General features: G+C 64.3%; 17 protein-coding genes. 9 read left to right on the top strand and 8 right to left on the bottom strand.

Annotated elements, in window-relative coordinates; all coding sequences use genetic code 11:
* Positions 1–50: 50 nt before the first annotated feature.
* Positions 51–818 carry a glycosyltransferase family 2 protein gene (locus FQ746_RS07900; RefSeq protein ID WP_144108382.1) on the bottom strand — a complete coding sequence of 256 codons (768 nt, stop codon included), beginning with the start codon at positions 816–818 and terminating at the stop codon, positions 51–53.
* 172 nt (positions 819–990) lie between these two features.
* Between FQ746_RS07900 and msbA the strand changes: the two genes are divergently transcribed.
* Positions 991–2,784, top strand: a complete 1,794-nt coding sequence (gene msbA, locus FQ746_RS07895) for a lipid A export permease/ATP-binding protein MsbA (RefSeq protein ID WP_144108381.1) — start codon at positions 991–993, stop codon at positions 2,782–2,784.
* 42 nt (positions 2,785–2,826) lie between these two features.
* Here msbA and FQ746_RS07890 read toward each other — a convergent pair whose 3' ends face one another.
* Positions 2,827–3,852, bottom strand: a complete 1,026-nt coding sequence (locus FQ746_RS07890; RefSeq protein ID WP_144108380.1) for a glycosyltransferase family 2 protein — start codon at positions 3,850–3,852, stop codon at positions 2,827–2,829.
* Positions 3,853–4,112: 260 nt separating this feature from the next.
* Between FQ746_RS07890 and FQ746_RS07885 the strand changes: the two genes are divergently transcribed.
* Positions 4,113–5,192: a glycosyltransferase family 4 protein gene (locus FQ746_RS07885; RefSeq protein WP_144108379.1), complete on the top strand. Its 1,080-nt coding sequence runs from the start codon at positions 4,113–4,115 to the stop codon at positions 5,190–5,192.
* 45 nt (positions 5,193–5,237) lie between these two features.
* Here FQ746_RS07885 and FQ746_RS07880 read toward each other — a convergent pair whose 3' ends face one another.
* Positions 5,238–6,503 (bottom strand): O-antigen ligase family protein, encoded by a 1,266-nt coding sequence (locus tag FQ746_RS07880; RefSeq protein ID WP_144108378.1) that lies wholly within the window; start codon positions 6,501–6,503, stop codon positions 5,238–5,240.
* A 269-nt stretch (positions 6,504–6,772) separates the two neighbouring features.
* Here FQ746_RS07880 and FQ746_RS07875 point away from each other — a divergent pair, with 269 nt between their 5' ends.
* The 7 genes from FQ746_RS07875 to FQ746_RS07845 all read left to right on the top strand — a co-directional run bounded on the left by FQ746_RS07875 (position 6,773) and on the right by FQ746_RS07845 (position 13,329).
* Positions 6,773–7,618, top strand: coding sequence for a glycosyltransferase family 2 protein (locus FQ746_RS07875; RefSeq protein ID WP_144108377.1), 846 nt, complete (start codon positions 6,773–6,775; stop codon positions 7,616–7,618).
* Positions 7,619–7,703: 85 nt separating this feature from the next.
* Complete coding sequence (locus FQ746_RS07870) at positions 7,704–8,648, top strand: recombination-associated protein RdgC (RefSeq protein WP_144108376.1); 945 nt, start codon at positions 7,704–7,706, stop codon at positions 8,646–8,648.
* An 82-nt stretch (positions 8,649–8,730) separates the two neighbouring features.
* Positions 8,731–10,182 (top strand): HdeD family acid-resistance protein, encoded by a 1,452-nt coding sequence (locus FQ746_RS07865; RefSeq protein WP_144108375.1) that lies wholly within the window; start codon positions 8,731–8,733, stop codon positions 10,180–10,182.
* A 272-nt stretch (positions 10,183–10,454) separates the two neighbouring features.
* Positions 10,455–10,730 (top strand): hypothetical protein, encoded by a 276-nt coding sequence (locus FQ746_RS07860; RefSeq protein ID WP_144108374.1) that lies wholly within the window; start codon positions 10,455–10,457, stop codon positions 10,728–10,730.
* Positions 10,731–11,065: 335 nt separating this feature from the next.
* Positions 11,066–11,959: a transglutaminase N-terminal domain-containing protein gene (locus FQ746_RS07855; RefSeq protein ID WP_144108373.1), complete on the top strand. Its 894-nt coding sequence runs from the start codon at positions 11,066–11,068 to the stop codon at positions 11,957–11,959.
* 110 nt (positions 11,960–12,069) lie between these two features.
* Complete coding sequence (locus FQ746_RS07850) at positions 12,070–12,873, top strand: transglutaminase-like domain-containing protein (protein WP_144108372.1); 804 nt, start codon at positions 12,070–12,072, stop codon at positions 12,871–12,873.
* Positions 12,874–13,008: 135 nt separating this feature from the next.
* On the top strand, positions 13,009–13,329 hold the full coding sequence (locus FQ746_RS07845) for a hypothetical protein (RefSeq protein WP_186310672.1): 321 nt from the start codon (positions 13,009–13,011) through the stop codon (positions 13,327–13,329).
* Positions 13,330–13,407: 78 nt separating this feature from the next.
* On the opposite strand, the gene FQ746_RS07840 is transcribed toward FQ746_RS07845, so the two are convergent.
* The 5 genes from FQ746_RS07840 to FQ746_RS07820 form a co-directional block, all read right to left on the bottom strand.
* On the bottom strand, positions 13,408–14,376 hold the full coding sequence (locus FQ746_RS07840) for a spore coat U domain-containing protein (RefSeq protein WP_144108370.1): 969 nt from the start codon (positions 14,374–14,376) through the stop codon (positions 13,408–13,410).
* Complete coding sequence (locus FQ746_RS07835; protein ID WP_260853933.1) at positions 14,373–16,898, bottom strand: fimbria/pilus outer membrane usher protein; 2,526 nt, start codon at positions 16,896–16,898, stop codon at positions 14,373–14,375. Before FQ746_RS07835 ends, FQ746_RS07840 begins: the two co-directional genes overlap by 4 nt.
* An 82-nt stretch (positions 16,899–16,980) precedes the next feature.
* Positions 16,981–17,676, bottom strand: a complete 696-nt coding sequence (locus FQ746_RS07830) for a molecular chaperone (RefSeq protein ID WP_144108448.1) — start codon at positions 17,674–17,676, stop codon at positions 16,981–16,983.
* A gap of 77 nt (positions 17,677–17,753) precedes the next feature.
* Complete coding sequence (locus FQ746_RS07825; RefSeq protein WP_144108369.1) at positions 17,754–18,278, bottom strand: spore coat U domain-containing protein; 525 nt, start codon at positions 18,276–18,278, stop codon at positions 17,754–17,756.
* 482 nt (positions 18,279–18,760) lie between these two features.
* Positions 18,761–19,225 carry a VOC family protein gene (locus FQ746_RS07820; RefSeq protein WP_144108368.1) on the bottom strand — a complete coding sequence of 155 codons (465 nt, stop codon included), beginning with the start codon at positions 19,223–19,225 and terminating at the stop codon, positions 18,761–18,763.
* Positions 19,226–19,235: the final 10 nt, after the last annotated feature.

Genomic DNA, 19,235 nt, shown 5'->3' with positions numbered 1-19,235 from the left:
CCCTTCATTCGCCCCTCATTCGCCCCTCATTCGCCCCTTCATTCGCCCCTTCATTCGCGGCTTCGATCGGCCCGCTCCAGCCAGGCAAGCTTGAGAAACCGGTAATACACGGTTTCCGCGTTGAACACCGCGATCATGAAGCCGGCGCGGCCATCGAGAAAGCCACGCCGCAACACGTAAGTTCGCACGAATGCCCAAAGTCCGCGCCCGAGCGCCTGGCCGAAGCTGCTGCGCTTACCCTTCGCATGGCGTTGCTGCGCACCCGCCGTCGAATACGTATCGAGCTTGCGCAGCACGCCCTCGAAGTCTTCGTACGAGTAGTGCATGAGCTTGCCCGTGAGACGCTGCGCCGGCGTATCGAAAACGAGTCGCTCGTGCACGAGGTCGGCGGAAAAACGCGCAGCGCCACGCTTGAACAAACGCGGAATCCAGTCCGGATACCAGCCGCTGTGATGCACCCACTGGCCGCAAAAACTCGACAAACGGTCCACCGCGTAGACATCGGCCGTGGGCGCGGCAAGCGCCGCGCGGATGGCCGCGGCGAGTTCGGGTGACACGATCTCGTCGGCGTCCAGCGAGAGAATCCAGTCGGTCGTGAGCGCGTCCACCGCGCGATTCTTTTGCGGGCCGAAACCCGGCCAGTCGGTTTGCTCGATCACTCGCGCGCCGTGAGCGCGGGCAATCTCCGCGCTGCCGTCGGTACTGCCGCCGTCGATCACCACGATCTGATCGGCGAAGGCGACGGCCCGCAAACAGTCGGCCAGTCGCACGGCCGCGTTTTTCGTGATGATGGCGACGCCGAGAGTGGTTTCTTGCATACCGGATGACGTGGAATTGGCGTAAGAGAGGCGGCTGGGCGCAAAGAGTCGCGCAAGTATACACAGCGTCCGTCAGCCGTCGTCGAGCGTTTACAATGCTCATTTTTGATATTGCGCACGGCAGGCATTCCCGTCACCGCGCGTGAGCCGTTCCGCATTCCCAGAGGATTCCTTGAGCGCGAAGCCAACGTTAAGCAAACCCATCGGTTCAGGCGAGGCATCGTCGCCTGCGGTCGTTTTCCGGCGCTTGTGGCCGTATCTCAGGCCGCTGTTGTGGGTGATTCTCGCCGCCATCGCGGCCATGGCTGTCAGCGCCGGCACCGACGCCGCCATCCCCGCCTTGCTCAAACCGCTGCTCGACCATGGTTTCGGCACGCACGCCAGCGACAAGGCCGCCTGGTTCGTGCCGCTCGCCGTGATCGGGCTGGCGCTGGTTCGCGGCCTGTCGCAATACGCGTCCGGCTATCTGCTGGCTTACGTGACCAGCAAGATCCTGCTCGATCTACGGCTCAAGATGTTCGAGCGCATGGTTCACACGAGCGTCGCGTTCTTCCAGCGCGAAACGGCGAGCACGGTCATCAACGCCATTGTCTTCGAGGTCAACCAGATTCTCACCGTGCTGCAAAGCGTGCTGGTGACGCTGGTGCGGGACTCGCTCACCGTCATCTTTCTGCTCGGCTATCTGTTTCTGTTGAACTGGCGTCTGACCTTGATCGTCGCCGTGCTGTTGCCGAGCATCGGCTGGCTGGTCGGCAAGATCAGCCGCCGTCTGCGGCGTCTGAACCGCGAGCAGCAATTGCTGACCAACGAGCTGTCGTACATCGTCGAAGAGACGGTTGGCGGCTACAAGGTCGTCAAGGTGCATAACGGCGAGCCGTACGAGATCGAACGCTTCACGTCGATGGCGCGCCGGCTGCGCGGCTACGCCATGCGCGTGACCGTGTCGGGTGGTCTTGCCCAGCCGCTCACGCAATTTCTGGCTTCCATCGCACTGGCCGTGGTCATCACCATCGCGGTGGTGCAGTCGTCGTCGGACCAGACCACGGTCGGCGGCTTCGTCGCCTTCGTCACGTCGATGCTGCTGATCATCTCCCCGCTGAAGCATCTGATGGACGTCAACCAGCCGCTGCAGCGCGGCATGACGGCGTGCGAACTGATCTTCGGTCTGATCGACGAACCGCTCGAGCCGGCCGGCGGCGGCAAGACGCTCGAACGCGCGCGCGGTGAAGTCGAGTTCCGCGACGTGTCGTTCAGCTATGGCAGCAACGCGACCCACAACCGCCACACGCTCGATCAGGTGTCGTTCAAGGTCGCGCCGGGCGAAATGATCGCGCTCGCCGGTCCGTCGGGTAGCGGCAAGACTACGCTGGTCAACCTGCTGCCGCGCTTTTTCGATCCGAGCGGCGGCGCGATTCTCGTGGATGGCGTCGCGTTGCCGGAATACGATCTGCACGCGCTGCGCAGCCAGATCGCGATGGTGAGCCAGGACGTCGTGCTGTTCAACGACACCGTGGCGAACAACGTCGCTTACGGGCAGAAGGCCGACGCCGCCAAGGTCGAAGCGGCGCTGCGTGCGGCTAACCTGTGGGAAACGGTCGAGGCGATGCCCAACGGCATCGAGACGCTCGTCGGCGACAACGGCATGATGCTGTCGGGCGGCCAGCGCCAGCGCCTCGCCATCGCGCGCGCGATCTACAAGGACGTGCCGATCCTGATTCTCGACGAAGCCACCTCGGCGCTGGACTCCGAGTCCGAGCGTCATGTGCAGGCCGCGCTGGAAACCTTGATGAAAGGCCGCACGACGCTCGTCATCGCGCACCGCCTGTCGACTATCGAGCGCGCCGACCGCATCCTCGTGATGGAGGGCGGGCGTATCGTCGAGAGCGGCAGCCATCGCGAACTGCTCGCGCAGAACGGCATGTACGCCAATCTGCACCGCATCCAGTTCCAGCAGAGCGGAAGCTAGGCCTCGACGCTACGCAACACAAACGCAACACAAACGCGACACTCAGCCGCGCTCGCCCCGCACCTTCCGTTTGAGCCAGATGCCCGGCGCATAGACCGCCGGGCAACTCGCATAGAGGAACATGCGCACCCGCAAGCCGGGCTTCACGCCTGCGCTCTTCAGCAGCAGCGCCACCCGCTCACCGCCCGAACGCGCCTCGAACATGTCATGGATGAAGCGCTCGCGCGCGAGCTTGGGCGCGAGCGCCGCGCGCATGCGTTCGCCCACACCGGCGACCTCGGCGTCACGCTGCAACTGCGCCAGCTCCGCCAGACCATATCGATTGCTCTGCCGCATGCGCGCGATCAACTCGGCCACCGAGCCGTAACGGCGTTTGCGCGACAAGCCACCACGCCGGTAACGCACCAGTGGTTCGCGCAGGCTCATCGCGCCGCCCGACAGGATCGCGCGCAACACCATGATCTGATCCTCCGCCGCGGCGCCCGGCAGCATGGGCCCGAAGCGCTCGAACAACCGCCGCGACCACGTGTGCGCCGCACCGATCAGCCAGGGCCGGCGCACCAGCCAGTCGTCGAAGCTGCGATAGGTGTCGAGTTCGGTCGGCGCCATCCGCTCGTGGACGTGGCCCGCTTCGTCCATATCGGCGAGATCGGTGGCGATCAGGTCGGGGCGGCGCTCGTGCGCGAGCCAGAAATCGACCACGCGCTCGCAACGGTTCGGCGCCGACATGTCGTCGCCGGCCGCCACGAACAGCAATTCGCCCTGCGCGAGTTGCGCGAGTTGCGACAGATGCGTGCTGATGCCCTGGTTGGTCGCATTGCGCCGTGCGCTCACGCGATGCGGCCCGGTGTAGCCGGCCAGCGTCGCTTCGATGGCGGCGAACGTGCCGTCGCTGGACGCATCGTCGGACACGAGAATTTCGAGCGGTTGATAAGTCTGCGCGAGCGCGCTCCGGATCGCGTCGACGATCGGCTTTTCCTGGTTGTAGGCGATCAGCAGGATCGACACCAGAGGGCGGGCGGGGTCCGACGCGGCGGCGGTAATCGAGGGCGACGGGCTATCGGTCATGGAATCGGTGGAGAAGCGGATCGGCTCGATTCTAATCGGTCGCGGCCAGCCTGCGCGAGGGGAGCGCGCCAACCCGCGCCGACCCGGACCGACCCGGACCGAGGCATGCAGACAACGCGTACCCCTGAACCCATCCTTTACAATTGCCGCTGCCGCCGGAACCGCCGCGTCGTCGTCACATCACCGCGGCGTCCCCGGCACCTCACCGGCACACTACCCGCGCCTCCGCCACGCAGGTGCGCTTCAACGAGATCCGATCCTTGTCCGACCCGACCCGTGCTTCACTCACCGACATCGCCCTGACTGCCCAGGCACTGAAGAACAGCGGCGGTGCCGAACGCTACACGCGTGACGTGATTGCCGGTCTGCATCGTTTGGGAATGCGTCCCACGCTGTACGCCCGCGAAATCGACCGTTCGCTGCCCGAGGCGGCATGGATCGACGCGCAGCCGCTGAACGTGCGCTGGGCGCCGCGCAAGCTGCGCAATCTCGCGTTCGACTGGCGTCTGAAGCAACGGCTCAAACGTCATCGGCCGGCCTGCGTGTTTTCGATCAACCACTCCACGCATGCCGATGTCGCGTTGTGCGGCGGCACGCATCCCGGCTCGCTGGAAGCGGCGGGGCGTAGCGCACGCCGCAGCGACCAATGGCAGATCGAACTGGAGCGGCGCGTGTATCGCGAGGCGCGCGGGATCGTCGCCCATTCGCAGTTGATGAGCCGCGAGTTGCAGCGTTTCTACGACGTCCCGGCCGAACGCATCGACGTGCTCTATCCGCCGGTCGATACGGCGCGCTTCCAGCCGCTCGACGACGCGGCGCGCGCGGCGGTGCGCCGCGAATTCGATTTGCCGTCCGATCGGGCGATCTTCGTGTTTTCGTCCACCAGTCACGAGCGCAAAGGGTATCCGCTGCTGGAAGCTTTTTTTGCGCAGACCACGTTGCCGGTGTGCCTCGTGGTAGCCGGACGTCCGGTGCCGAAAACCAGCGAGACGATCCGCTATGTCGGCTATTGCAACGAAATCGGCAAGCTGTTCGCGGCGGCCGATTTCACCGTGGTGGCGTCGTCGTATGAGCCGTTCGGTCTGGTCGGCGTGGAGTCGGTAATGTGCGGTACGCCGCTCGTGATCGCCGATAACGTCGGCTCGGCGGAGACCGTCACCGGATCGGCAAAAATCGAATTTTCGCGGCAAACGCCGGGGAGTTTCGAGCGCGCCATCCAGCTTGCGCTCGCGCAACTGAACAGCGGTTACGCTCGCATCGAGGACCCGCGCAGCAGTCTGGTCTACGACCCCAGCGTGGATGCGCACGTCGCGGCGCTGGTTGAACTGTTCACGCGGTAGACGAGGCGCGTGGTCGCTTCAGTCGCTTCAGCGCTTAGTCGACGGTTAGCGGCGCAACGCCGCACCACCCGCCGCCAGTTCGCGCTTGCGCGAATCGATCACCGCGAGCAACGCGGCCACGAGCAGCGCGAGCAGCACGGTCACCATGATCGGCACCAGCACGTCGATGGTCAGCCCGAAGACGACGGTGCTCGTGGCAACGGCGAGCCCGGCATACGAAGCCGCGCGGATCGCCGGGTCGGTAGACCGCCGGTGCCGCCAGAAATACACCGACATGCCGAAGTAGAGTAGCAGCAGGCAGACGACGCCCACCGCGCCCATTTCCGCGAGCGTCGAGAAAAAGTCGCTATGCGCGCGTTCATTGACGATCTCGGGCTTCACTTCGCCGCGTTTGGCAAGCAGACCCAACTCGTCGACGAGGCGCCCCTTGCCGATCCCGTAGACGGGATGGTGCGCGAAGATCAGCCGCGACGCGTTCCACAGTTGCAGACGCAGCCCGACCGAGGTGTAGTCCTCGCCCTGATGCATCATCGAGACGTCGGTGGTGACTTCGTCGAGCCGCTTGTGAATGCGCTCGGTGGAATACAGCGCGACGGCCAGCACGACGATGGCGAGCGTCGCGACCAGCAGCCGTTTCTTGTGGACGAACCACTGATACTGAAACCCCAGCAGCACGACGAACACCGGCACGGCGAGCCAGCCGCCGCGCGTGCCCGACAGATACGAAGCGTAACCGCCGGCCACCAGCGCCACGAGACGCACGCCCAGCACGCGCCAGTCGCGCGGGCTATCCCAGCCGAGCGTGAACACCGACAGGAAGCCGAGCAGCAGCGCCGTGTCGCCGAACGGAATGGCATTCGTGTACGAGTTCGCGAGGCGGTTCGCATCGGTCCAGCCGCCGGGCGGCTGATCGACCACTGCCCAGACGCCGACCGCGACGGCGCCCGCCGCGCAGCCCCAGCCGATCATCCGCAGATGGCGCGACGGCAATTGCCGCAGCAGCAGAAAGATGGGTAACGCGAGCACGAAGCGCGACAGCGCGTCGAACTGGCGTGGCAGCCAGTAGCCGAACAGCGCCTGCTGCACGGCGATCGCGACCACCAGCGCCAGCATGCCGATGGAGTACCAGCGATAGGTGCGCAAGCCGGAGAAATAGCCGGGTGTGCGCCGGTTGACGATCGCGGCGCCGAGCGCCAGCGCCAGTAAAGCGAAGAAGCAGTAGCCGGTGCCGCCACGCCACACGAGATTCACCGCGGGCGCCAGAAACAGGAGTGCCGTGCTGAGCCAGACCAGACTGGGAGCAAAAATCATAGAGTCGGAATATTTATAAACACTACCGTTCCGGTGGTGAAGTTGCGGGGCCGGACGCCTCGTTGGCAGTTTTGAGACGGTAGAGCGAACGGGATTATAACCGTGCCCCTCCTTGCAAAATGCTTGCTGTCGCACACGGTAAGGTTCTCCCCAGGCCCGCGCGACCGGGCAAGGGCGGAATTTGTCGGCGCGTCGAACGCGGGCGGTACAATTCCGGGCAAAACGGAAGGTCGGCGGATGGCCGTCGGCAAGCTCAACGGACCGAATCGATGTTCTCAATCATCATCCCGACCTGGAACAACCTGCCTTATCTGCGGCTCGTGATCGAGAGTCTGCGGCGTCATTCGACGCATGCGCATCAGATCATCGTGCACGTGAACGACGGGTCGGACGGCACGCTCGCCTGGGTGCGCGACGAGGGCATCGAACATACCGCGTCGCCCGGCAACATCGGCATCTGTCATGCGGTGAACCTGGCGGCGGCGCGCGCCACGCAGGAGTACGTCGTGTACATGAACGACGACATGTACTGCTGTCCCGGCTGGGACGACGCGCTCGTCAGGCGGCTCGCGCAGATGCCGGCGGATCGTCTGTTCATGCTGTCCGGCACGATGATCGAACCGGTCGATTCGGGTAATCCCTGTGTGGTCGTGCAGAACTTCGGCCGCGACGTCGAGAGTTTCCGGGCGGACGAACTGGTGGCCGCCACGTCGACACTCAAGCGCGCCGACTGGCGCGGCGCCACCTGGCCGCCCACGCTCGTGCATCGCGACTGGTGGCACAAGGTCGGCGGCTACAGCAGCGAATTGAGCCCGGGCATGAGCAGCGACAACGACTTCTCGATGAAACTGTGGGACGCCGGTTGCCGCGTGTTTCTCGGCGTCGGCGACAGTCTCGTCTATCACTTCCAGCAGAAGAGCACCGGCAAGGTCGTCAAGAACGACGGGCGTCGCCAGTTCCTCAACAAGTGGGGCATGACGCAGGCGACGTTCGACCGGTATTTCCTGCGCCGCGGCCGCGCGGTGGAAGGCGGCGTAGCCGTGAGCGAGCCCGAGCGCACGGGCCGGTTGCGCCGCGCGCTGCTCAAGTCGCGTATCAAGCGCGCATTCAGTTGAGCCGGGCGGCGCGGGCTCGGCTAGCCGGCCGCGCCCGCGTCGTCATATAGAATGGCGCGCTTTTCCTGCTCGACATTCCCTGCCCATGTGGTTCAAAAACCTCCAGCTTCACCGCCTTCCCGCTCCGTGGTCCGTCAACCCCGAACAGATGCAGAAGTGGCTCGCGCCGCATGCGTTCGCGCCGGGTAACAGCGTCGAGATGCAAAGCCAGGGCTGGGCTTCGCCGCGCGACGACGACTCGCTCGTGTACACCTTGAATGGCCAGATGCTGCTGGTGTTTCGCGCCGAAAAGAAATTGCTGCCCGCATCGGTGGTCACGCAGGTGACGAAGGCGCGCGCCGCCGATCTCGAAGATCAGCAGGGTTTCAAGCCCGGGCGCAAGCAGATGCGCGAACTCAAGGAACAGGTCACCGACGAGTTGCTGCCGCGCGCCTTCAGCATCCGGCGCGATACGCGCGTGTGGATCGATACGCGTCATGGCTGGCTCGTGATCGACGCCGCCTCGCAGGCGGTAGCCGACGAGGTGCGCGCTCTGCTCGTGAAGTCGATCGACCAGTTGCCGCTCGGCACGGTGCGCGTCGCGCACGCGCCGGTCTCGGCGATGACGGGCTGGCTGTTGTCGGGCGAAGGCCCGGCCGGCTTCACGCTCGATCAGGACACCGAGTTGCGCTCGCCCGCCGAAGGCAACGCGACCGTGCGTTACGTCGGACACACGCTCGACACCGACGACATGCGCCGGCATATCGAAGCCGGCAAGCAATGCATGCGACTCGCGATGACGTGGAACGACCGCGTGTCGTTCGTGCTGACGCCGTCGCTGACCATCAAGCGCGTGACGCCGCTCGACGTGTTGAAGGAAGCGAGCGATCCCACCGCGCAGAACGACGACGAACGCTTCGATTCCGACTTCACGTTGATGAGCGCCGAACTCGACCGCATGCTGGCGGATCTGCTCGACGCGCTGGGCGGTGAGCAGGGGAGCGGGCAAGGCGCCGGCAGTCTCGCCACGCCGCAGGCCGCGACGGCCTGACTGCGCTGGTCGGTCGAACCGTTGCCGCCGTGAATGTGGTTAAGATGCGTGCAGTGCGCGCATCGACTACGGAGGTCCCGCGATGGTTCGGCTGGTGATGATCCTGCTAGGTGTCGATTACCTGCGCCAGCGCTGGCGCTCGCTGCGACTGATGGGCTGGCTGAGTCTGCTGCTCGGCGTGCTGGTGTTCATCGACGCGCTCGACGGCGCGCTGTATTTTCCGATCACGCCGTTCGCGGCCTTGCTGCTGATCGAAGGTCTCGCCACGCTGGCCGTCGCGTGGACCGGCATGGGCGGCCAGCGCACGCTGCGCTATGCGAAAGGTCTGACGTTCTGCGTCGCGGCCTCGCTGATTCTCGCAGGCCATCATCACGGCCACTTCATCCTGTCGATGATTTTCGGCACGCTGTTTCTCGCCGACGGTCTGCTGCAGATCGTCTCTGCCCGCGTCGTGCGTTACCGGACGTGGCGGCTCGCGATGATCGGCGGCGTCGTCGAAATCGCGCTGGCGATTTTCTTCTATCAACCGTATCCGACGCACTATGCGGGCACCGTGCCGTACTGTCTCGGGCTTGGCCTGATCTTCGGCGGCTGGAACATGCTGCTGCTGAGTACGCGGGTGCGACGGCTCGCGGTTATCCCCGCTTCTTCCCTCGATGACGCCGTGAGCGAGGCCGATGCGACGGCTGCGCGCGCAACGACCGCTGGCGCATCGGCGCCCGGCGCGTCGGCGCCCGGCGCAAGCGCGGCGATGGAATGGGACGGCCCGCCCGCCGTCGACGAAGCCGCGCTGACCGTGCACGTTTGGACGCCGGTCGGCTCCGCGAAAGGCGAAGCGCGCCGTCAGCTCATCGTGGATCGCTACATCGCGGCGGTCGACCGCAACGGCGTGATCTCGACTGGTCACGCCGCGCTCGAATCGCCCGAGGGCATTTATATCAGCCTGTATCCCGGCGTCGAGATCGACCGCTCGCCCGACGACTTCGCGCGACTGCTGCGCGCTACTCGCGAGAACGACATACCGGGCTTATTCCAGCCCGATTACCCGACCGAATCGAAAGCGTGGTGCCCGTCGACGGTTCAGGTGCGCATCCGTAATTACGACCCGGTGCGGTTGCAACGTTTCTGGGACGTGTATCGGCAGGACACGACTTATAACCTCACGCATCGCAACTGTTCGAGCACGGTGTCGCGCGCGCTGGAAGCGGCGATCGAAGGTGCATCGGCGCGCGTGTGGGGCAGGCTCGGCGGATGGCGGCCTTTCCTGCGGGTGATCATGACGCCCGAGCTGTGGGTCGCCGCGCAACTGCGCAAGCGGGCGGCGACGATGGCATGGACGCCCGGTCTCACACTCGACTACGCGCGCGCGTTGAGCATGCTCGCGGACCCGCGGCCATCGGGCTGGGTCAAGATGGCGCGGCTCGCGGTGCGCAGGATGGTGCGCTCCCGTCAGCAATGGCGTGCGCAGGCGCGCGAGACCGATGCGTCGACTGCGGCCGCTTCTCAGGACGCGTCCGGCGTCGCGCGCGAATAACTCATTGCGAGCGCTGCTGTGCTTTGTCGTTGCGGTAAAAATGGCAAGCACTTCAACGGCTTATGGGTTTTGTGGGGTATTAGACGTGGTGGAGACCTGCGAGTGTGCTGGTAAGGAGGATGCGGTGAAATCGTCGCACTCCTGTCAATGGGTCAACCCGATCTCAAACGGTTCATGACATTCACGGAAAGCCCGTTAGACAAGCTCTTATAAGATCGATGGCGCTTCGAGGGGAATCGGTGGCGTCACGTTCAACAATGCAGGGGGTATTGATGGTCAATCATCCGCCGTATTCCGTGGTCGTCACTTACACCGACGATCCTCGTCAATTGACAATGCAAGCTGTAGATTCAGCAAAGCTGGCTCCGCTCGTGGCTGCAAGCATGGCGGTGCCATTTTTCCTTGACGATGAAGCAGTCAGATTCGACGACGAACTGGCTCGACAGCTTGGAGTCGCAATGCTCAACGTGATTGCCTTGGGCCGGCCGGATGTCAGGAAACTTCTGAATCTCACACAACATCCCATTGGCAGACCATCAGAAGAGTAACTGATCGCAGATTCGGCGCATAAAGCGCGCGACAGCTTCCGCCGACAACTTCGCCTTCTGCGACATCGCCTGCTTGCACCAGGCAGACACCCGCGAATTCACCCCCCCGCCACCCGCAAATGAATGTTTTCCATTAATTAGGCGGGTGTATGCTCGACCGATCGCTGCTCATTGAGCGCACCCGACCTCGCTGATTCCGGCGGTGGCTCATTCCGTGTCAGGTCGTGCCGTGCGCTTTCGGATGCCACGGGCGCGGCCACCTGCAAACGAGAAAGCGATGGTCACAGTAACGCCCGCCGCACATTCAGATCACACCGTTCACTGCGAATGCTCCGATGAATGAGCCGCAGCGATTCACGGTTCGTCACCTCAGCATCTATCGTTACTCGGAACCCGTGCGCTTCGGCGAACACCGCATGATGTTCCGCCCGCGCGCCAGTCACGATCTACGCCTCGTCACTACCGAACTGGTGATCACCCCGAAGCCCGAGCGGCTGCACTGGTTGCACGACGTGTTCGACAACTCGGTGGCGGTCGCGACTTTCAAAGGTAAGGCCCGGGAATTGCGTTTCCACAGCGAAGTAACCATCGAGCACGTCGAAACGCCGATGCCCGACTACGCACTCGAACCGTACGCCGTGAACTGGCCGTTCGCCTACACCAACGAGGAAGCGTCCGATCTCGTCAACGCGCGCAGCCGCCAGCATCCGGACCCCGAAGTCGACGAGTGGGCGCGTCGTTTCATCCCGGTCGCGGGGAGCGGCGCGGCATCGGGCAAAGGCGGCGGCACGATGGCGTTGTTGCGCGCGATGACGCTCGAAATCAAAAGCAGTTTTTTTTACGTGCGCCGCACGGAGAAAGGCGTGAATCGTCCCGGCGACACGTTGCGCACGCGCAGCGGCAGCTGCCGCGATTTCGCGGTGCTGATGATGGACGCAGTGCGCTCGCTGGGTCTGGCGGCGCGTTTCGTCAGCGGCTATCTGTTCGTGCCGGAGCACGACGCGACGCAAGGCGGCGGCGCGACGCACGCGTGGTTGCAGATTTATCTGCCGGGCGCGGGCTGGGTCGATTTCGATCCGACCAATAGCATCGTCGGCAACCGTCACCTGATTCGCGCCGCGGTTGCGTGGAATTATTACCAGGCGCTGCCGCTGTGGGGCACCTGGCATGGCAAGCCGAATTCGTTTTTAGGTCTGGAGGTCGAGGTGAGCGTGACGGCGGGCGGTTAGGCAAGGCGTCCCGGTCATGGCAGGGCAAGTGAGAGCGTGTGAACCAGGAGTCGCCCGAGCGGCTCGCTGTGCGCGTCAACCGTGTGTTTCAACCGAAAGAGGGCGCCGCGATGAAATTACGCGTTGGCTACGAGCTGGTCTATGAGTGCGTCCAACCGACGCCGATGTTGTTGATGCTGAACACGCACTATTCGCACGCCAAAGAAGTGCTGGAGCCGGACCTGCTGAGCGTCGATCCACCCGTGCCGATTCATCAGTACCGCGATAGCTTCGGCAATCTGTGCAGCCGGCTGGTGGCGCCGCCGGGGCGCACCGGATTTTCGACGCGCGCGGTGCTGGAAGTGCCGTCCATGCCGGAAGAGCGGCCGCCGTTCGTGCTGCAGCATCCGGTCGAAGATCTGCCCGACGATGCGCTGCTGTACCTGCTCGGCAGCCGTTACTGCGAAACGGATCTGCTGTCCGACTTCGCGTGGCAGAACTTCGATCATCTTCCGCTCGGCCGCATCCGGGTGGAGGCGATCTGCAACTACGTGCACGAGCACATCAAGTTCGGCTATGGCTTTGCCCGGCCGACCAAAACCGCGTTCGAAGCGTGGCAGGAAGGGCAGGGCGTGTGCCGCGACTTCGCGCATCTGGCCGTCGCGCTGTGCCGGGCGATGAACATTCCGGCGCGTTATTGCACGGGGTACATCAGCGATGTCGGTTTGCCGCCGCCGTATGCGCCGATGGACTTCGCGGCATGGTTCGAGGCGTATGTGGGCGGCTGCTGGCAGACCTTCGATCCACGCAACAACGCGCCGCGCACCGGCCGGGTGCTGATGGCGCGTGGCCGTGACGCGGCCGACGTGGCCATCAGCAACGCGTTCGGACCGACCAAACTGCTGAAGTTCGAGGTGGTGTGCGAAGCAACCTGAAATGACGCGGCGTGGCGCGGGATGATCTAAAGTGAATCGATCCGGGACGGACCGTACAGAGCAGGCTTAAGTTTTCGGTGAAAATGCCGACAAAACCTGAATCTCCTTCCGTCCCGTTTTATTCCGGTCACCATGATGCTTCGCAACCGAGCCGCCGCGTTGGCGGCAACCCTGACGATTCTGGCGTTGCCGACGGCGTCCGACGCGGCGCCGACGGAACTCGCGTCGATCGCCGTCAGTCTCGTCGTGCAGGAAACCTGCAGCGTGCAGTCCGCCGATCTGGTCAGCGTGGCCGACCAGCCCGCGGTGACCTGTCTGCACAGCGCGCCTTTCCAGGTCAACCAGCTCGGCTTCGACCCGGTCGGACCCGAAGATACTGCGACGAGTACTGCGCAGCCGGTGGATTTCGCCGCCACGCATGGCGTGCAGCAGACGGTCTGGACCGTCAAATTCTAGGCGCCTTCGTCATAGCCGCTGTCGCTCCAGTCGCTATCGTCCTGGTAGCGCTCGCGCCATCTCAGGCGCTTTCCCCCTCTAAAAGCTGATCGTCGCAGTAATCGTGTCGCTGTAGGAGCCTGGCATCGGCGTGCTCTGCGCTGGCACGCGTCCGTACACGTTGATCGTCACCGCATTGCCGGTCCCAACAGCGTCCACCGTCGAGGTGCCGGCCGAGCCGTCGCCCCACGCGATGCTGCGGCCCGAGTCGGTGTAGAGCTGATAGTTCACCACGCCGCCGCCGCCCGTGCGCTGCATCTGACGAGCCGTCATGCTGCCGCTCGAACCCGCGCTAAGCGCGATCCGGTAAGCGTCGCCATTGGTGCAGCGTGCGCTGATCGTGCTGCCGGCGTCGAGCCGCGAGCTCAACACCCCGCTCGCGGAAAACGCCATGTTGGTCGCGCTGATCAGGCAGTTGTTCACGACCGTCGCCCCCACCGTAAAGCCGAAGCTGCCCGCGCTCGTGGTCAACGCGCCGCAGCCCGGCGAGAGCAGCAGAAAAAACCCATAGGTCAGCGAAGTGGAACCCACCGTCTGCGAATAGTCGGTGCTGGCGTTGTTGACGCTCGGCACGGTCGGCTGATTGGCGGCGATCTGGCCGTAGTAATTGACCGACGCGGACGCGGTTGTGCCGGTCAGCGGCTTGTTGAGCACGAGCGAGATCGGCGTGGTGCCGAGCGTCGTGGAACCCCATAGCTGCGAGTGCCCCGCATCCTGATACAGGTCGTACTGCAACTGGTTGGACCCCGCGCTCATGTAACGCGGCGACGTGCCGCCGAGATTGAGACACACCTGCACGCTGACCAGCAAGGTGGTGGCGGGCCAGGTGCAGGATACGGTCACCGTGCCGGTGCTTGCTACCGCGCTGAGTGCGATCGGGCTGACATTGCCGAAGCTGAGCGGCGACGCGCTCGCGTTGCAGGTCTGCGCGCTCGCGTGCGTGGGCAGCATGCCGAACATGCCGCCGAGCAGCACACACAACGCGAGACGCAGAACGAGCCGCTTCATGGCGCCGCCTGAGCCGCGTTCGCGTTCGCGTTCGCGCTTGTGCCCGAGCCCGAGCCCGAGCCCGAGCCCGAGCCCGAGCCCGAGCCCGAGCCCGAGCCGGCGCAGGTCAAAGGCCCATAAGTCGGCAGACCCCCGTTCGCGGGCCGTTCGTAGACGAAGGTGACGCTGCAATGCATCGCATCGCGATCCACGTCGAGATGATTGTCGTGCTGCAGATTCTCGATGAACGTCAGGCCGTCGTAGCCGACGATCGTCTCGCCGCCGCTTTCGACGTGGCGCACGCGCGTGCCGGGCGCCAGCAGCTTGCCGTCGGCGCCGCGCAAGATGACCGAGGCGGCGCTGTAGCGCGACACCCGGAAAGTCGCCAGCACGCCCGCATGCGACTTCGGCACGAGGTCCATCGAGGTCGTGGCGATCTGCGCATCGGCGGGCAGATTCATCGAGTTGATCGCCACCTGGTTGTGCTGGTACGCGTTCAGGTCGGGAATCAGCAGATGGCCGCCGCTGTCGGTCTTGCCGATCACCCGGTTCTCGTGCAGCACCGGCACGCCGGCGACGCCGTCGGTGGAGACCAGCGCGAAGCCGTCGTCGATGCGCCGCGATGGCTGGATGGTGTGATCCATCAGCACGATCGCGCCGGTCATGTCGAGCGACGCGCCCGCGCGCCGGTCGATGTCCTGGGCGACCGCCGTCACTTCGCCGTACTTGCCGAGGTACTGCGCCTGCGCCTGGCGATATGGCACGGCGCCCGAGCCGCCCGCCTGCACACCCCAACCCCAGCCGCCCGCGTAATCGGGCGCGCGTTGCGCATTGAGGTTGTACGAAGATTGCCCGTTCTGACGACCGACCGTCGTGTTGATCGACGTGTTGTTGCCGAGGCCGAAGCTGGCGGTCAGAAACGCGCCCTGCGCGTCGTGTTGCAGAAAATCCTTGTACGCACTGAGCGTGAGCGAAGCCAGATTGCCGAAGTTGACCGTGTACGACAGCGAGCCGATGCGCGAGGCCTGCACGCCCGGAAACCGGTAGCCGATGTAGCTGAGCGCCACGGTCTGCTGGCCGAAAAACGGCAGCGCCAGCGTCACGCGATCGGTCGCGGTGGGCACGGGCGTGCCGTCGCGCGCGGCGAGATCGCCGTAATGCTGATAGGCCCGCAGCGTTTGCGCTTCGATCGAGAAGCCGGGTTCGATCAGTTGATAACCGAGGCCGGCCTGAGTGCCGGTCAGCTTGCCCGCACTCGCCGACAACGAGCCGTTGATCACGCCCGCCATGCCCAGCCGGACCAGACCGCCGGCGCCTGCGTTGACGAGGCCGCCGGTTGCTTCGGCATGACTCTCGAGCGTCACGCTGTCGGTAATCCCGCGTCGCGCGGTGGCGCTCACGGCCGGACGTGGATCGTAGGAAAACGAATCGATGCCGTACTGGCGGCGCAGGAAGCCGGCTTCGAACGAATAGCTCGACAGGCCGGCGGCGAGCATGCGCGTATCCACGTAGAGCGGGATCGACGTCGCAATCGTGCGGCCGAGCGCGTCGTGCGTAATGACGGTCGCCTGGCCCGCGCCGTTGATGCCCGGCACGTTGTTGACGATGAACGGTCCGCTCGGCACGTTCGCGCTGTACTGCCGCACGTTGTTCACGTACAGATCCACTGCCGATGGCACGACCGCGGTGCCGGACAGCGCCTGCACCGGAAACGTCACGAGGTCGGGGCGCAGCGTGAAGTTGCTGCGCCACTGGAAACCGCCGATGCGAATCGAGCGGCTCCAGTCGAGCGACGAGGAGATGGTGTCGCCGAATTGCGTGGTGCTGAGCGCGGTGGGATTCGACATGCTCCACGACGTGTCGTAACGCACGTAGCGATGGATATCGCGGTACAGGTACGCGATGCCCGTGTTGCTCAGCACGCCGGCCGGATCGAAGTACCGCTCCTCGCTCCAGAGCGCGAATTGCGCGGCTTTGTCGGTCTGCGCGAACGCGTCGTAGTTGATCAGGACGCCGCGCCCCGAGGTGGCGTTCGGCGTCGGCGTGAGACCGCGGGTGTCGAAGGTATACGGCTTGCGGATCGCGTCCGGCACCAGCAGGTCGATGCTCTGGCCGGCGGCATCGTAGTGGAACTGCAGGCCGTCGATCTGATCGAGATACAGCGAAGCGGAATCCGCGCCGCTGCGGTTCGTGACAATGCCGATGTCGTCGAGGTCTTTAACGGTCGCGCTGAGCCGGCCGCCCGATTCGCGGAAATGCGCGATCAACGAAGTGCGCTGGCCGTTGAGCATGACTTCGAGATAGAGATCACGACCGGCAGCGATCGCGGCGGGCGGCGCATTCGAGGCGGCGGACGCGGGGGCCGCGGCAGCGGTCACCGTGACCTTCGCGCCCGCGCCCATATCGACGCGCGCATCGGCCGCGGTATCCGCGAACAGCAACGGTGCCTGCGCACCCACCGGGCTTGCGCCGAGCAGGGATAGCGTGACGGCCAGCGCAAAGGTGGAGGGCTTGCATCGATGACGTTGTCGGCGTCGTGTCATTCTGTTCGCTAGCTTGGCGGTGCATCGTGTGCGTTCCCTGTGACCTTGGGCGCAACCGTGGGGCGCGGCGGCGGGCGCGACCTTACTCGACGTTCACGGTGGCCTCCGCCGGCAGCGAGTTGATCGCGGCGCGCAGTTTCAGCGCGCCGCTTCGCGCGACGTTGTCGGGCAGCGTGATGGGCCAGTTCCGGGTGCGGCCCGCCAGCGCATAGCCGAGTAGACCCTTGTTGACCGGATAACTGTTGCCGGCCCGGTCGAGCAACTGGACGGCTGCGATCTGCGCGCGTTTTCTGCCCGAGTTATCCACCCGCAGCAGCCACCCCTGCGGGCCTCGTACGAGATGCCAGTTCAGTTTCGGCTGACCGATATCGACCGGCGGTTCGACGAACACCGGCACCGAGTAGCGCAAACGGATCGTCACGCCGTTGGCGGGCGCGGCGTTGGGCTCGGGCAGTTCGTCAATCAGCACGCGATAGCTCTGCTCGGCCGTGGTCGGCGCGGGAATGGTCCGCACCAGCCGCACCAGTTGATCGGCGTGACCGGCGATCTGGATCAGCGGTGGGCTGGCGACGAGATCCTGCGTTGCGTCGAGCGCGTCGTCGCCACTCGCCTGATCCCAACGGAACACCCGCACCTGTCCGAACAGCGGCTTGTCGCCGGGGTTCTTCAGCGTGATGCCGGTGGCGTTGGCGTCGGCCTGCATGTCGACCATCACGGGCGAGATCTGCAAGGTCGCGGCGGGGGCGCACGAGGCGAACGCGAGCCCCAGCCACCCCATGCACCCCACGCAGACACCGATGATCCGCCGACGACGCGGCCCGGCCACGGCGCGCGCGCCGTGCTCAGGACCGCGTGTCAAAAGTAGACCGTGGCGGTGACCGTGGTTTGGTAGGTGTCGGGTCGCGGGGTGGCCTGGGCGGGCACCTGACCGTACACGACGATCGATTGCGCGCTGCCCGAGCCCGTGCCGCTGACCGTGTTGGTGCCTTGCGTGTTACCCCAGGGCACGCCGTGGCCGGCATCCTGGTAAAGATTGAAGGCGACGGTGGTCGCGGTGTTGCCGGTGGCGGTGCCCGCCATGAGCCGCGTGCCGACGGTGGAGCCGGTGACGGTGCCGGCATCGAGTCCGACGTTGTAGGGCGTGGTGTTGGTGCAGGTGACTGCGACGGTGCTCTGCTGGTTGATCGCGGTGCCCAGCACGCCGTTGGTGCCGAAATTCAGCGGGTTGGCCGTGATCGAACAGTTCGCGTTGAGGATGATCGTGACGGTGAAGGTTGCCGTGGCCGTGCCGTTGTTATAAACGGCGGCTCGTGCGAGTTGTAAAGGGACGCCGAATACCAATGCGGCGATCAGGCTTGATGCGACCAGTTTCTGTTTCATGACGGCACCTCTCAGGCTCTCTGAACAGCTGTTTTAATTGCGCGATTCGTTTGAAATCGATTTCTTCCCTTAAACGGAATTCATTAGATAAATGCCGTTTAAATAATCGCCCGATCGGGTGATTCGCAAATTGTGAAATGAGTCTACACAGACTTGCTAACTCATACAAATAGTCGAAGAAGGAAAGTGTGTCGATTTTGTAACGCTTTGTGAGGGCGGAGAGGTAGGACCAGCAGGGGTAAGGAAAATAATTCGTATTTTAGTTATCAGGGAAAATACTTAAATCGGGTAGTTTTTTCTGATTATATTAATTCGCATATTCTTAGTGGTGGGCATCATCCGGATTCTCGTGTAGCGCGCTGGATTTAAAAATTCTATTCGCGCGAAGGGATTCTCAAATTAAATGCCCGCCACATAATTTTATTGTCGTGAATTCTGCAGCGGTTTTCAGCGGATCGACCGCGCGGCTGTTTTTGTAGGGATTACTTCATCGACGCCATCGCTTGCTGGATCTGTTCGACGCTGAGGTCTTTGATATGCGTGGCGAGCGACCAGCGATGGCCGAACGGGTCGGTCAGTTGCGCGTAGCGATCGCCCCAGAACATGTCGGTGGGCGGCATCATGACCGTCGCGCCTGCGTCGACGGCCTGTTTGAAGCTTGCGTCGATGTCCTCGACGTAGTGGTGGATCGTGACCGGCGTGCCTTTGATCGTGAGCGGACCGAAAACCTGGTGCTCGGGCCATTCGTCGGTGAGCATCAGCATGGAGTCGCCGATTTTCAGGCATGCATGCATCACCTTGCCGTTGGGCCCCGGCAGCCGGAACTGCTCGACGGCGTTGAAGGCTTTGGCATAGAACGCGACCGCTTCGGCCGCGTTGGCGCAAATCAGATAGGGGGTGAGCGAGTGCATCCCGTCCGGGATCGGTTTGACGGTGGAACTGGACATGATGGAGGCT

Source organism: Paraburkholderia sp. BCC1886 (assembly GCF_900996245.1).
Taxonomy (GTDB): Bacteria; Pseudomonadota; Gammaproteobacteria; order Burkholderiales; family Burkholderiaceae; genus Paraburkholderia.
This window is presented reverse-complemented; position numbering and strand designations above follow the sequence as displayed.

Bases quoted from the DNA above. Each gene is read 5' to 3' on its own strand.
- FQ746_RS07900 (WP_144108382.1), bottom strand. From the start codon at position 818: ATGCAAGAAACCACTCTCGGCGTCGCCATCATCACGAAAAACGCGGCC.
- FQ746_RS07890 (WP_144108380.1), bottom strand. From the start codon at position 3,852: ATGACCGATAGCCCGTCGCCCTCGATTACCGCCGCCGCGTCGGACCCC.
- FQ746_RS07880 (WP_144108378.1), bottom strand. From the start codon at position 6,503: ATGATTTTTGCTCCCAGTCTGGTCTGGCTCAGCACGGCACTCCTGTTT.
- FQ746_RS07875 (WP_144108377.1), top strand. From the start codon at position 6,773: ATGTTCTCAATCATCATCCCGACCTGGAACAACCTGCCTTATCTGCGG.
- FQ746_RS07870 (WP_144108376.1), top strand. From the start codon at position 7,704: ATGTGGTTCAAAAACCTCCAGCTTCACCGCCTTCCCGCTCCGTGGTCC.
- FQ746_RS07865 (WP_144108375.1), top strand. From the start codon at position 8,731: ATGGTTCGGCTGGTGATGATCCTGCTAGGTGTCGATTACCTGCGCCAG.
- FQ746_RS07860 (WP_144108374.1), top strand. From the start codon at position 10,455: ATGGTCAATCATCCGCCGTATTCCGTGGTCGTCACTTACACCGACGAT.
- FQ746_RS07855 (WP_144108373.1), top strand. From the start codon at position 11,066: ATGAATGAGCCGCAGCGATTCACGGTTCGTCACCTCAGCATCTATCGT.
- FQ746_RS07850 (WP_144108372.1), top strand. From the start codon at position 12,070: ATGAAATTACGCGTTGGCTACGAGCTGGTCTATGAGTGCGTCCAACCG.
- FQ746_RS07845 (WP_186310672.1), top strand. From the start codon at position 13,009: ATGCTTCGCAACCGAGCCGCCGCGTTGGCGGCAACCCTGACGATTCTG.
- FQ746_RS07840 (WP_144108370.1), bottom strand. From the start codon at position 14,376: ATGAAGCGGCTCGTTCTGCGTCTCGCGTTGTGTGTGCTGCTCGGCGGC.
- FQ746_RS07835 (WP_260853933.1), bottom strand. From the start codon at position 16,898: ATGACACGACGCCGACAACGTCATCGATGCAAGCCCTCCACCTTTGCG.
- FQ746_RS07830 (WP_144108448.1), bottom strand. From the start codon at position 17,676: ATGGGGTGGCTGGGGCTCGCGTTCGCCTCGTGCGCCCCCGCCGCGACC.
- FQ746_RS07825 (WP_144108369.1), bottom strand. From the start codon at position 18,278: ATGAAACAGAAACTGGTCGCATCAAGCCTGATCGCCGCATTGGTATTC.
- FQ746_RS07820 (WP_144108368.1), bottom strand. From the start codon at position 19,225: ATGTCCAGTTCCACCGTCAAACCGATCCCGGACGGGATGCACTCGCTC.